A 12868-nucleotide genomic window follows, 5' to 3' on the forward strand; every position below is an offset into this window, starting at 1 on the left:
GCTTGGCGCGTATAGGGTGACGGACATCCATCTAAAGTTGCATCTGCCACCTATTGGCCGCCGGGACAGCGGCCACGCACGGACAAGGGGAGAGACGTGCCCGCTTCACGCCTGAGCAGGACACCATTGCCGGGGATCGGCTACCGCTATGACCTCACGACCCGCGAGCAGCGCCAGCTGTCGGTCGTCGCCCATCGGGACGGGGGCCGCACCCTCAGCGCGTACCGGGCGGACGACCCGGACGCCTGCGACCTGTCGCTGAAGCTGACGTCGGGGGAAGCGGCGTATCTCATCGACGCGTTGACGCCCTCGCACCACAGCCCGAACCTGTTGCACACCACCGATCTGGGCCTGGTCGCCGAGCGCATCGAGGTGCCGGGGACCTCGATCTGGAACGGGCGGCTGCTCGGCGAGACGAAGATGCGCACCGATACCGGCGCTTCGATCGTGGCCGTGCTGCGCCGCGCCGACGCGATTCCGTCGCCGACGCCGGACTTCCGGCTCGCGGGCGGCGACACGGTCATCGTCATCGGTACGCGGGAGGGCGTCGACGCGGCGGCCACGATTCTGGGCCGGGAGTGACCGTATGCACAGTGCTCTTTTTCTGATCGAATTCGGTGCCATCACGCTGGCGCTCGGGCTGCTCGGGCGGCTCGCGGGGCGGCTGCGGTTCTCACCCATCCCGCTGTATCTGCTGGCTGGGCTCGCGTTCGGCGAGGGCGGTCTGCTGCCGCTCGGCGCGAGCGAGGAGTTCGTCGCCATCGGCTCCGAAATAGGCGTGATCCTGCTGCTGTTGATGCTCGGTCTCGAGTACACGGCCAGCGATCTCGTCACCAACCTGAAGACGCAATATCCGGCCGGCCTCGTCGACATGACGTTCAACGCGCTGCCTGGTGCCATCGCCGCCCTGCTCATGGGCTGGGGTCCGGTGGCCGCCGTGGTGCTCGCGGGTGTCACCTGGATCTCGTCCTCGGGCGTGATCGCCAAGGTGCTCGGGGACCTGGGCCGGCTCGGCAACCGCGAGACGCCGGTGATCCTCAGCATCCTGGTGCTCGAGGACCTGGCGATGGCCGTGTACCTGCCCATCATCACCGCGCTGCTCGCCGGTGTCGGCTGGGCGGCCGGCGGGCTCACGCTCGCCATCGCGCTCGGCGCCGCGGGTCTGGTGCTGTTCATCGCGGTGCGCTACGGGCGGCACATCTCGAAGTTCGTCTCCAGCGACGACCCGGAGAAGCTGCTCCTCGTGGTGCTCGGCCTGACCATTCTGGTCGCGGGTCTCGCGCAGCAGCTCCAGGTGTCCGCCGCCGTGGGCGCGTTCCTCGTGGGCATCGCGCTGTCCGGTGAGGTCGCCGAGAACACGCATACGCTGCTGTCCCCGCTGCGCGACCTGTTCGCGGCCGTCTTCTTCGTCTTCTTCGGCCTGCACACCGACCCGGCGAGCATTCCGCCGGTGCTGCTGCCCGCGCTGCTGCTCGCCGTGGTGACGGCCTGCACGAAGATCGCGTCGGGGTACTGGGCGGCGCGCCGCGCCGGGATCTCCGTCAAGGGGCGCTGGCGGGCCGGTGGCGCGCTGGTGGCGCGCGGCGAGTTCTCCATCGTGATCGCGGGCCTCGCCGTCACCTCCGGCATCGAGCCGCGGCTCGGCCCGCTGGCCACCGCGTACGTGCTGATCCTGGTGATCGTGGGCCCGCTGACCGCCCGTTTCGTCCAGCCCCTCGCGCAGCGGCTGTTCCCGCAGCGCACGGCGGTGGCCGCGGGCGCGGGCGCGGTTCCCGAGCCGCGTGCGGCCGAGCAGTCCGCGCCGGCGGAGAAGCCGGACGAGAAGCCCGACGACAAGCCGGCCGCCGTGGACGAGCACAGCCGTTGACGAGCCGCCGCTGACACCCGGCGCACGCCGCCGGTACCCGGCACCCGACGGGGCCGTTCTCCAGTCACGGAGAACGGCCCCGTTCTCTCTCCAGTCGCCCGTCATGACCAGGGCGCTTAGCGTGGTGGGCGAAGTCGATCGGGGGGTCCGGTGGTTTGGAGGCCACGATGGATCGCTCGTCCGACACGTCCGCGGCAGGCGCCGAACCCGGTATACAGAGCGTCCCTCCCGATGGCGGAGCGACGCCGTACGCGGGCGGGGGCAAGCATGAGCACCGGTGGCTGATCCTGGCCGTGATCGGCCTGGCACAGCTGATGGTCGTCCTCGACGCCACCATCGTGAACATCGCGCTGCCGTCCGCTCAGAAGGACCTCGGGTTCTCCGACGGCAACCGGCAGTGGATCGTGACCGCGTACTCCCTGGCGTTCGGCAGTCTGCTGCTGCTCGGCGGGCGGATCGCCGACCTGGTCGGCCGCAAGACCGTCTTCCTCACGGGTCTGGTCGGGTTCGCGGTGGCCTCCGCGCTGGGCGGCGCCGCGAGCAGCTTCGAGATGCTCGTCGCGGCGCGCGCCCTGCAGGGCGCGTTCGGCGCGCTGCTCGCGCCTGCCGCGCTCTCCCTGCTGACGACGACGTTCACCGACCCCAAGGAGCGGGCCAAGGCCTTCGGCATCTACGGCGCCATCGCAGGTGCGGGCGGCGCGGTCGGGCTGCTGCTGGGTGGTGTGCTGACCGAGTACCTGGACTGGCGCTGGTGCCTGTTCGTGAACCTGTTCTTCGCCGCCTTCGCGTTCCTGGGCGGCCTGCGCCTGCTGCACGGCGGACGCCCCGTGGACCGGCCGAAGCTGGACGTGCCCGGCACGATCCTGGTGTCGGCGGGCCTGTTCTGCATCGTGTACGGGTTCTCGAACGCGGAGACGCACGACTGGGGCGACTTCCTGACGTGGGGCTTCCTGGTGATCGGCGTGATCCTGCTGGTCGCGTTCGCCCGGTTCGAGATGCGGGCCGAGCATCCGCTGCTGCCGCTGCGCGTGCCCCTGGACCGGGACCGCGGCGCGTCGTACCTCGCGATGTTCATCGCCGGTGCCGGCATGTTCGGCGTCTTCCTCTTCCTGACGTACTACCTGCAGCAGATCCTGGAGTTCTCGCCGGTGCAGACCGGTGTGGCGTTCCTGCCGATGGTCGCCTGCATGATCTTCTCGTCGATGGTCACGCAGAACTCCCTCGCGCCGAAGTACGGGCCGAAGCCGATCGTGCCGCTGGGCATGGCCCTGGCGGTGGGGGCGATGATCTGGCTGACCTTCCTCGACATCGACAGCACGTACGCCGGCCATGTGCTGCTGCCGACGATGGTGATGGGCCTCGGCATGGGCATGATCTTCGCGACGGCCATGAACCTCGCCACCTCCGGTGTCGCGACGCACGACGCCGGGGTCGCCTCCGCGATGGTCAACACCAGTCAGCAGGTGGGCGGTTCCATCGGCACGGCGCTGCTGAACACGCTGGCCACGACCGCCGCGACCAGTTACCTCGTGGGCAAGCGGCCCACCCCGCTGGTGCGCGCGGAGGCCGCGATCGAGAGCTATTCGACCGCCTACTGGTGGTCGGCGGCCTTCTTCGGCATCGGCTTCGTCGTCACGCTGCTCCTGTACCGGCCGGGGGCGCCGAAGGTGATGTCCGGCGAGGGTGCCGCGCACATGTGACATGCCGCCTCGGTTCGCGCGGCCCAGTCACCGGGCATACCCCCTGAGCACAGTCCGCCCCGCGGGCAGGTGGCGGCGCGGGCGGCTGCGCCGTGCGGGGCGGACGAGACAGGGGCGAGGGGGCCGTCATGCGTGGCGTGCCGTACGAGGCGTACCAGGTGGACAGCGAGCGGCTGGCGACGGCGTTCGTGGAAGTGGCCGACGCCGCCGTACGAGGTGGTGCGCAGGCCCTCGGCGCGCTCGTCGGCAGCTGTGTGTCGCTGCTCGGGGTGGCGTCCGCGGTGGCGGTGCTGGAGCCGCCCGCGGCCCGGGTCGAGGTCGCGGCGTCCGACCCGCGCTGCCTGCGCCTGGAGCGGGCCGCGCTGATGTGGGGCGAGGGCCCCGGCCTGGACTGCCGCAGCTCCGCCACGGCGATCAAGGGCGTGCCGCTCGCGCATCCGTACGCGCGCGCCAACTGGCCTTCGTACACGGAGATGGCCCGCGGTCTCGGTTTCGCGTGCGTGGTGGCGGTGCCGCTGCGGGCCTCGGGGCGGGCGGTGGGTTCGCTGAGCCTGCTGTCGGAGCGGTCGGGGCCGCTCGGGCCGTTGCAGCTGCGTCTGGGGCAGCATCTCGCGGACGCGACGGCGTTGGGGGTCGTGCCGAGGGTGCGGGGCTGAGCGGAGAGCCTCGACCCGGCTCCGGTTCCGGAGGCGGGCATCCGGTTGCCGCACCGAGACTTGACGCATGGCTGACGGAACGAGGCGAACGAAGCGCAGCGCGGGCCTGCTTCTCTTCCGGCGTACGTCGGAGGGGGTCGAGGTGCTGCTGGGACACATGGGCGGCCCGTTCTGGGCGCGCAAGGACGCGGGGGCGTGGGGTGTGCCGAAGGGCGAGTACGAGGGGGACGAGACGGCGTGGGAGGCGGCGCGGCGCGAGTTCCAGGAGGAGCTGGGGCTGCCGCCGCCCGAGGGGGCCGCGCTGCCGCTGGGCGAGACGGTGCAGTCCGGGGGCAAGCATGTGACGGTGTGGGCGGTGGAGGCGGACCTGGATCCGGCGGAGATGGTGCCGGGGACGTTCACGATGGAGTGGCCGCGCGGTTCCGGTCGTACGGCGGAGTTCCCCGAGCTGGACCGGGTGGCGTGGTTCGCCCTGGACCCGGCGCGGACCAGGATCGTGAAGTCGCAGACGGTGTTCCTGGACCGGCTCGCGGCGCAGGTGTCCTGAGCCGCGAGCCGGTGGCCCCCCTTCACCTACGGGCAGGGCCGGTGGTTCGTCAGGCGTCCGCCACCGGTGCGAGCTCGTCGATCAGCGCGCGGACGCGTTGTTCGATCTCGTCGCGGATGGGGCGGACGGCGTCGACGCCCTGGCCTGCCGGGTCCTGGAGTCGCCAGTCCAGGTAGCGCTTGCCGGGGAAGACCGGGCAGGCGTCGCCGCAGCCCATGGTGATGACGACGTCCGAGGCCTGGACGGAGTCGGCGGTGAGCACCTTGGGCACCTCGGCGGAGATGTCGATGCCGACCTCGGCGAGTGCTTCGACGACGGCCGGGTTGACCGTGTCGGCGGGGGCCGAGCCGGCCGAGCGCACCTGGACGCGGTCACCGGCGAGGTGGCTGAGGAAGGCGGCCGCCATCTGCGAGCGCCCGGCGTTGTGCACGCAGACGAACAGCACCGAGGGCCGCTGCGCAATGTCAGACACGGGACACCTCTTCCTGCGGTACGGCGTCCGCGGTGGTGGTCGGGGCCGGGAAGTAGCGGCGGGCCCACAACGCCACGTAGACCAGGCCGATCAGCACGGGCACCTCGATGAGCGGGCCGACCACTCCGGCGAGCGCCTGTCCGGAGGCGGCGCCGAAGGTGGCGATGGACACCGCGATGGCCAGCTCGAAGTTGTTGCCGGCGGCGGTGAAGGCGAGCGTGGTCGCGCGGGGGTAGTCGAGGCCGACGGCCCTGCCCAGCGCCATCGACCCGGCCCACATGAGCGCGAAGTAGACGAGCAGCGGCAGCGCGATGCGGACCACGTCGACGGGCCGGCTGGTGATGGCCTCGCCCTGGAGCGCGAAGAGGATGACGATGGTGAACAGCAGTCCGTACAGGGCGAACGGGCCGATGCGCGGGATCAGCTTCGCCTCGTACCAGGTGCGGCCCTTGACCTTCTCGCCGATGCGGCGGGTCAGGTATCCGGCCGCGAGCGGGATGCCCAGGAAGATGAGCACGCTGCGGGCGATCTCCCAGACCGACACGTCCAGGCTGGTCTGTTCCAGGCCGAGCCAGCCCGGCAGGACCTGGAGGTAGAACCAGCCGAGCGCGGAGAACGCGAACACCTGGAACACGGAGTTGAGCGCGACGAGCACGGCGGCGGCCTCGCGGTGCCCGCAGGCGAGGTCGTTCCAGATGATGACCATGGCGATGCAGCGTGCGAGGCCGACGATGATCAGGCCGGTGCGGTACTCGGGCAGGTCCGGCAGGAACAGCCAGGCCAGGGCGAACATCAGGGCCGGGCCGGCGATCCAGTTCAGCAGCAGCGAGGGGAGCAGCATGCGCCGGTCGCGGGTGACGGTGTCGAGGCGGTCGTAACGGACCTTGGCGAGGACCGGGTACATCATCACGAGCAGGCCCAGCGCGATCGGCAGGGACACGCCGCTGACGGTGACCGTCGCGAGTGCGTCCCCGAGCCCCGGGATGAGGCGGCCGAGTCCGAGGCCGACGGCCATCGCGGCGAGGATCCACAGGGCCAGGTAGCGGTCCAGGAACGACAGGCGTCCGGCCACACTCCGTTCGGGTGCGTCGATGCTCACGAAGCGGCACCGGCCGTCTCGCCGCGGTCGGGCAGCGGGGTGCCGGACGGGCGGGTCAGGATGCCGGCCAGGCGGTCGGTCATCTCCGGCAGCAGCCAGTAGTAGACCCACGTGCCGCGCCGCTCGCAGTCGATCAGGCCGGCCTGCCGCAGCAGTTTGAGGTGATGCGAGATGGTCGGCTGCGACAGCTCGAAGGCAGGCGTCAGATCGCAGACGCACACGTCCCCGCCGTCCCGCGAGGCGATCATCGACAGCAGCCGCAGCCGCACCGGGTCGCCCAGCGCCTTGAAGACCTTCGCCAGGTCGACGGCCTGTTCCTCGTCCAACGGGGCGCTCAGCAACCCCGGGCAGCAGGAGTCGGCCCCGCTCTCCTGCCCCAACACCACAAGTTCTTGCTTCGACATCCCTCTATGTTGACAGCCTTCGATCCAAGGCACAATGTTGCATCGACAGACATCAATACACCTCCGTACAAGCGAATGGGGAGACCCACCATGTCCCGTGCACAGCTCGCCCTGCGTGTCAGCGACCTGGAGGCGTCGATCGCCTTCTATTCGAAGCTCTTCGGCACCGAACCGGCCAAGCGGCGCGAGGGCTACGCCAACTTCGCCGTCGCCGAGCCTCCGCTGAAGCTCGTCCTCATCGAGGGCGACCCCGGGCAGGAGACCCGCCTCGACCACCTTGGCGTCGAGGTCGAGTCGACCGACCAGGTCACCGCGGCCACGGACCGGCTCAAGGACGCCGGACTCGCGACGTTCGAGGAGAACGACACCTCCTGTTGCTACGCCCTCCAGGACAAGGTGTGGGTGCACGGCCCCGGCCGGGAGCCCTGGGAGGTGTACGTGGTCAAGGCCGACGCCGACACCCTCGGCAAGAGCGAGAACAAGAGCGAGAAGACGAGTGAGAGCGCGCAGGCGGGCTGCGTCTGCGGACAGTGATCGAACAGGCCGACGTCTGACGGGCCCGCCCGCGGGTACCCGCCGACCCCCCCGCGGCCCGCGTTGCGCACGTGCGTGGCTCGCGGGAAGGTCGAAGGAACCGCGCAGAGGAGGTCGGCAGCATGCCCATCGCGACGGTCAACCCGGCGAACGGCGAGACCCTCAAGACGTACGAGGCCCTGTCCCCGGAGGAGATCGAACGCAGGCTCGCCGTCGCGGCGCGCGCCTTCGACTCGTACCGGACGACGACGTTCTTCGACCGGGCGAGGCTGCTGCAGCGGGCCGCGGACCTGCTGGAGGCGGACGCGCCGGACATCGCCAAGGTGATGACGACGGAGATGGGCAAGCCGGTCGCGGCCGCCCGCGCCGAGGCGTTGAAGTGCGTGAAGACGATGCGCTGGTACGCGGAGCACGCGGCGGAACTGCTCGCGGACGAGCATCCGGCGGAGTCCGACGTGAAGGACTCGGGCGCGGCGCGGGCGCACGTGCGCTACCGGCCGCTCGGCCCGGTGCTCGCGGTGATGCCGTGGAACTTCCCGCTGTGGCAGGTCGTACGGTTCGCGGCGCCCGCCCTGATGGCGGGGAACGTGGGCCTGCTCAAGCACGCGTCGAACGTGCCGCAGACGGCCCTCTACCTGGAGGACCTGTTCCGCCGGGCCGGGTTCCCCGAGGGCTGTTTCCAGACGCTGCTGATCGGTTCGGGCGCGGTGGAGGGCATCCTGCGCGACGAGCGGGTGGTCGCGGCGACGCTCACCGGCAGCGAACCGGCCGGCCGCTCGGTCGCGTCGATCGCTGGCGACGAAGTGAAGAAGACGGTCCTGGAGCTGGGCGGCAGCGACCCGTACGTGGTGCTGCCGTCGGCGGACGTGGCGAAGGCCGCCAAGACGGCCGTCACGGCGCGCGTGCAGAACAACGGCCAGTCGTGCATCGCGGCCAAGCGGTTCATCGTGCACGAGTCGGTGTTCGAGGAGTTCCGCGAGGCGTTCGTGTCGGGCATGCGGGCGCTGCGGGTGGGCGATCCGCTCGACGAGGACACGGACGTCGGCCCGCTCTCCAGCGAGCAGGGGCGCGGAGATCTGGAGGAGCTGGTCGACGACGCCGTGGAGAGCGGCGCGACCGTGCTGTGCGGCGGACAGCGGCCCAAGGACTTCGCGGACCGCGGCTGGTTCTACGAGCCGACGGTCATCGCCGATGTGACGCCCGAGATGCGTATCCACCAGGAGGAGACGTTCGGCCCGGTGGCGACCCTGTACCGGGTGGCGGACCTGGACGAGGCGATCGCGGTCGCCAACGACACGCCCTTCGGGCTGAGTTCGAACCTGTGGACCCGCGACGAGGACGACATCGAGCGCTTCGTCCGCGACAGCCAGGCGGGCGGCGTCTTCGTCAACGGCATGACGGCCTCGCACCCGGCGCTCCCCTTCGGCGGCGCGAAGCGCTCCGGCTACGGGCGCGAGCTGTCGGACCACGGCATCAAGGAGTTCTGCAACATCACGACGGTGTGGATCGGAGCCTGAGAGCGGTGCGCGGGCGCCGCGACGGGATGATCCCGGCCCCCGCGCACAGGCCGTGCAGCAGGTCGCTGCCGGACGTGTGACCGACGGCGAGCAGATCGGCGACCGGTGCGGAGAGGTCCGCGCCGGTCGCCGCCGCGTGCAGCACCGCCGCGGCCTGCGGGACGCAGTATCCGTCGGCGGCGTGCCGCAGGAGCGCGGCGGAGACGGGGGCGGTGCGGGTGGCGGCCCCGTGGGCGGTTTCGCGGAGGACGGGCAGCCACGGGGGCGACCGCTCCGGCAGGCGGGCGACGAGCAGGAGGCCGCACAAGTAATCGTCGCCGGACGGGGTGGCTCCGGGGCCAAGGCCCAACAGGGCACAGGCGGCCCGGTGTTGGTGGTCGCGGCCCGGGCGCGTCAGGGCGTGGACCAGTGCGGTCGCGGCGTGGCGGATCTCGGGGGTCAAGGGGCGGGGCAGGCGGAGTGCTGAGAGGCGTTCCAGGGCCGGCCCCGGTGGAGTGTCCTGGGCGCGGGGCGGCTGCCAGGTGTCGCGTGCGGTCAGACTCATGTCGCCGACGGCGAGGTGACCGCCCCCGACCCGGCCCGCGTCGCCGACCGCTGTGCCGTCGAACGGCCGCTCCCCCGCCGCACGCGGCAGGACGACGGCCGTCGGCACCCGCACGGCCCCGGGTGCGATCACGGCGAGCGGGGTGTCATCGCCGTACGGCAGCAGATACAGCGCCTGCCGGGCGACGGCGAGGACCCTGACCGGGCGGGGCGGCCCGGTCAGGATGTCTCGGGCGAGGGTGCTCACGGTGCAGGAGAGGCGGGCGGGGCTCATGGCCTCGAAGGCCTCGAAGCAGCGGGATCCGGCACCCCGAAAGAAGCGGCGGGCCCCGGCACAGCGAACGCCTCCAACGCCTTGCGGAAGCACTCCAGCGGCGCGTGCGCCAGGCCCGCGCCGATCTGCCCGATGCCGGGTTCGCGGTGCGCGATGCCCGTCGTGACGACCGGTTCGATACCCGTGTCGAGGACCGCCCGTACGTCGATGCCGACCGGTGAGCCGATGCCGCCGAGGGCCGGCAGGCGGTAGGCCTCGTGCCGGGCCAGCGTGATGCGGGCCATGTCGCGGCTGGTGCGCAGCGCCTCTTGCACGGTGCCACCGACGAAGCCGGTGATGGCGGGGGCCGCGGCGAGGGCGAAGCCGCCGAGGCCGTTGGTCTCCGTGATGGCGCTGTCGCCGATGTCGGGGTTGGCGTCCTCGGGCCCGTATCCGGCGAAGTACAGGCCCCGCACCTCGGCGGCGGGCGCCGTGAACCAGGCGTCGCCGAGGCCGCTGACGCGGATGCCGACCTCGACGCCGTTGCGGGCGAACGCCGTGACGAGCGTGGAGTGGGCGACGCCGTGGGCGGCCGAGGTGGCGAGTTTGGCGGCGGCCATCGAGAAGTTGAGGAACCAGTAGTGGTTGTCGGCGAGGAAGTCGAGCACGTCCGGCCCGTTCGGCACGCGGGCCAGCGGCGCCGCGAGGTCCCGCAACAGCAGCGCGGAGGCCGCGGTGTTGCGGCTGTGGCACTCGTCGCCCATCTGGAGCGCCTGGGCGACGACGGAGCGCAGGTCCACGCCGTCGGGCCGGTCGGCGAGGGCGGCGCGCAGGGCGGGGGCGAGCACGTCGGCCATCCAGCGCAGCCGGTCCATCACGTCGTCGCCGAGCGCCCCGTAGCGCAGACAGCGGCCCGCTCCTTCGTTGAGGTTGGCGTAGGCGCGCCGTCCGGTGGCCGGGTCCTCGACGACGAGCACGGGCATGGACGGGGAGGTGATGCCTCCCATGGGCCCCACGGCCTCGTGGTGGTGGCAGGGTTCGAAGCGCAACGCGCCCGTGTCCGGCAGGAGTTGGGCCTGTTCCGGGGTGTCGGCCCAGCCTTCGAGGAGCGCGGCGCCGATGACACCGGCGCGCATCGGGCCGCACATGTCGTCCCAGTCGACGGGCGGTCCGGCGTGCAGCAGGACGCGTTCGCCGGTGGCACGGTCGTCGAGGACCGGCAGGACGTCGCGGGCGGTGCGTACGTCGCGCCACACGGGTCGCACCGCGAGCAGCCGGTCGACGGCGGTGCGGTTGGCGGCCTCGACGGCTTCGTGGCCGGTGAGTTCGGCGAGCTTCCAGGCGAGGTCGGGGTCGCCGCCCGCCGGGGGCCGCCAGTCGAGGCTGGTGACGTGTGCTCCGGCGGTACGTGGCACGTCGGCGAAGTCGGCGACGCCCACGGCGGCGATGCGGGGCGCTGTGTCACCGGCGCGGAGCAGATCGGGTGCGAGGTGCGGGGTCATGTGTGGCCTCCTGAACGGGGGTTGGGGCGGACGGAGCGGGCTCGGCGAACGGGCCGGGGCACCGGGGTGTCACGGCTTCGTCGCCACGGTCAGCGCCGGACGCGCCCTGTCGGCATCAACTCGCCCTCGTCCCTGCGCGGTTCGTCTCCCGAACCCGCCAACGACACCGCCCACTCCGCCGCATCCGTACTGGTCGGCGCCAACAACGCACCCGCCTTCTCCAGGTGTGCCCGCACCGCGTCCGCGTCCTGCGGGTCGCCGTCGGTGCCGACGACGAAGGCGATGACCGGAGGGCGTCCCCGCTCCCCCGCCCGCTCGATTTCCGCCGCGAGTGCCCCGGCCGGATCGGCGCCCGCGCCGTGCCCGAGCACGACGTCGAGGACCACCACCGCGGTGTCCGGGTCGGACAGTGCGGCGCGCAGGTGGGCGGCGCGCACCGTCGGGTCGATCATCGGGTGCGGGCGGCCCGCGGTGTAGGCGTCGTCGCCGAGGTCCAATACGAGGTGCCGTTCCGGCAGGTCGATCGCGCGTCCGGGCACGTACGGGCCGGCCTCCGTGGCGGCGTCGGGCAGCAACTGCCGTGCCTCGTACGCGAAGGTGCCGCCCGCGTACAGGGCGCGCAGGTATCGGCCGGAGCCGGGTGTCACCGTCGGGGGCGTCCACGGTGGCGCCGGCACCCCGCCGAGCGTTCGTACCACTTCCCTGGCCGCGTCGCGCAGCGTACCGACGACGGTGACGGACCGTGCGGCGCCCGCCGGATCACCTGTAGGCCTCTCGGTGCCGAGGAACGCGGCGACGACCGGCTTGCCGGCGTGCCCCGCGCGGGCGATCACCCGCTCGGCGACATCGGGCGCGGGCGGCTTCGCCACCAGCACGATCAACGCGCAGCCGGGGTCGGCGGCCAGCAGGTCGAGCGCGTCGAGCGTGGTGCGTGCGCCGACCTCAGCGCCGAGGTCGCGGCCGCCGGTCCCGATCATCTGCCGGACCCCTTCGCCTGCGGCGTCCAGCAGGCACGACACCTGCTGAAGTCCCGTTCCCGATGCGCCGATCAGGCCGATGCGGCCGGGGCGCAGGACGTTCGCGAAGCCGAGGGGTACGCCGTCCAGGACGCCGGTGCCGCAGTCGGGTCCCATGGCGAGCAGGCCGCGGCGGTGGGCCTCCTCCTTGATGCGGATCTCCTGGTCGAGGGGGACGTTGTCGCTGAACACGAAGGCGTGCATGCCGCGGCGCAGCGCCTTGAGCGCTTCGGCCGCGGCGTACGGGCCGGGGGTGGAGATGAGCGCGAGGGCGGTCGCCGGGTCCGCCTCGCCGAGTGCGCGCGGCACCGAGGCGTCGAGTTGGGCGCTCTCCGATGCGGCGGGTTGTTCGAGCAGCGCGGACACCTCGCCCAGCGCGTGGTCGATGGCGTCGGCGGTGCCGCGCAGCGCGACGATCAAGTCGGCGGGGCGTGCGGCGCGCCCCTCGTCGGTGAGGAGTCGGGCGTCGGCGAGCAGCCGCAGGTTGGGTTCGGTCGCCATGACGAGGCTGGCGGCCGTGATGCCGGGCAGCCCGGTGAGGTACTGGGCCGCGCGCATCAGGGCGACGGAGTCGGCGTAGGCGTCGCACCGCACGGAGTTCGACGTGTGGGTTTCCGGGGCGGGGTGGCCGTCGGTGGCGGGCGGGGTGGGCTCCATGGCATCGACGCTACGGCCGGCATCCGGTCGCGGTCTTCGGCGAGCGGTGCCAGCGCGCGGGCGTGGATCACCGGCAGCGGCTGACAGTGACCGGGCCACCG

13 protein-coding genes are annotated in these 12868 nt (G+C 72.2%); 7 read left to right on the forward strand and 6 right to left on the reverse strand.

Annotated elements, in window-relative coordinates; genetic code table 11:
• Positions 1-96 precede the first annotated feature (96 nt).
• The 5 genes from ACFV9W_RS34395 to ACFV9W_RS34415 all read left to right on the forward strand — a co-directional run bounded on the left by ACFV9W_RS34395 (position 97) and on the right by ACFV9W_RS34415 (position 4770).
• Positions 97-582: a TrkA C-terminal domain-containing protein gene (locus tag ACFV9W_RS34395; RefSeq protein WP_326022440.1), complete on the forward strand. Its 486-nt coding sequence runs from the start codon at positions 97-99 to the stop codon at positions 580-582.
• Positions 583-586: 4 nt separating this feature from the next.
• On the forward strand, positions 587-1867 hold the full coding sequence (locus ACFV9W_RS34400) for a cation:proton antiporter (protein WP_385769113.1): 1281 nt from the start codon (positions 587-589) through the stop codon (positions 1865-1867).
• A 167-nt stretch (positions 1868-2034) separates the two neighbouring features.
• Positions 2035-3567 carry an MFS transporter gene (locus ACFV9W_RS34405; protein ID WP_385769115.1) on the forward strand — a complete coding sequence of 511 codons (1533 nt, stop codon included), beginning with the start codon at positions 2035-2037 and terminating at the stop codon, positions 3565-3567.
• Between the two features lie 128 nt (positions 3568-3695).
• On the forward strand, positions 3696-4223 hold the full coding sequence (locus ACFV9W_RS34410; RefSeq protein ID WP_385769117.1) for a GAF domain-containing protein: 528 nt from the start codon (positions 3696-3698) through the stop codon (positions 4221-4223).
• A 67-nt stretch (positions 4224-4290) separates the two neighbouring features.
• Positions 4291-4770: an NUDIX domain-containing protein gene (locus tag ACFV9W_RS34415; RefSeq protein WP_385769119.1), complete on the forward strand. Its 480-nt coding sequence runs from the start codon at positions 4291-4293 to the stop codon at positions 4768-4770.
• 49 nt (positions 4771-4819) lie between these two features.
• Here the strand turns inward: ACFV9W_RS34415 and ACFV9W_RS34420 are convergent, their stop codons facing one another.
• From ACFV9W_RS34420 to ACFV9W_RS34430, 3 genes are read right to left on the reverse strand one after another with little or no spacing between them, the layout of a single operon-like run.
• Positions 4820-5242 carry an arsenate reductase ArsC gene (locus tag ACFV9W_RS34420; RefSeq protein ID WP_385769121.1) on the reverse strand — a complete coding sequence of 141 codons (423 nt, stop codon included), beginning with the start codon at positions 5240-5242 and terminating at the stop codon, positions 4820-4822.
• Positions 5235-6335, reverse strand: coding sequence for an ACR3 family arsenite efflux transporter (gene arsB, locus ACFV9W_RS34425; protein WP_385769166.1), 1101 nt, complete (start codon positions 6333-6335; stop codon positions 5235-5237). Before arsB ends, ACFV9W_RS34420 begins: the two co-directional genes overlap by 8 nt.
• 2 nt (positions 6336-6337) lie before the next feature.
• Positions 6338-6745 carry an ArsR/SmtB family transcription factor gene (locus ACFV9W_RS34430; RefSeq protein WP_385769123.1) on the reverse strand — a complete coding sequence of 136 codons (408 nt, stop codon included), beginning with the start codon at positions 6743-6745 and terminating at the stop codon, positions 6338-6340.
• Positions 6746-6835: 90 nt separating this feature from the next.
• Between ACFV9W_RS34430 and ACFV9W_RS34435 the strand changes: the two genes are divergently transcribed.
• Both ACFV9W_RS34435 and ACFV9W_RS34440 read left to right on the forward strand, forming a co-directional pair.
• Positions 6836-7279 carry an ArsI/CadI family heavy metal resistance metalloenzyme gene (locus tag ACFV9W_RS34435; RefSeq protein WP_385769125.1) on the forward strand — a complete coding sequence of 148 codons (444 nt, stop codon included), beginning with the start codon at positions 6836-6838 and terminating at the stop codon, positions 7277-7279.
• 122 nt (positions 7280-7401) lie between these two features.
• On the forward strand, positions 7402-8796 hold the full coding sequence (locus tag ACFV9W_RS34440; protein ID WP_385769127.1) for an NADP-dependent succinic semialdehyde dehydrogenase: 1395 nt from the start codon (positions 7402-7404) through the stop codon (positions 8794-8796).
• On the opposite strand, the gene ACFV9W_RS34445 is transcribed toward ACFV9W_RS34440, so the two are convergent.
• From ACFV9W_RS34445 to ACFV9W_RS34455, 3 genes are all read right to left on the reverse strand, one after another.
• Positions 8771-9613: a DUF2877 domain-containing protein gene (locus tag ACFV9W_RS34445; RefSeq protein WP_385769129.1), complete on the reverse strand. Its 843-nt coding sequence runs from the start codon at positions 9611-9613 to the stop codon at positions 8771-8773. The two genes, ACFV9W_RS34440 and ACFV9W_RS34445, sit on opposite strands and share 26 nt — an antisense overlap.
• A complete protein-coding gene (locus ACFV9W_RS34450) occupies positions 9610-11094 on the reverse strand; it encodes a DUF1116 domain-containing protein (RefSeq protein ID WP_385769131.1) in 1485 nt (494 codons plus the stop codon). The genes ACFV9W_RS34445 and ACFV9W_RS34450 overlap by 4 nt, the downstream gene beginning before the upstream one ends.
• A gap of 89 nt (positions 11095-11183) precedes the next feature.
• Positions 11184-12767, reverse strand: a complete 1584-nt coding sequence (locus tag ACFV9W_RS34455) for a transcriptional regulator (RefSeq protein ID WP_385769133.1) — start codon at positions 12765-12767, stop codon at positions 11184-11186.
• Positions 12768-12868: the final 101 nt, after the last annotated feature.

The sequence above is a fragment of the Streptomyces sp. NPDC059897 genome, assembly GCF_042730865.1.
In the GTDB taxonomy this organism is placed as follows: Bacteria; Actinomycetota; Actinomycetes; order Streptomycetales; family Streptomycetaceae; genus Streptomyces.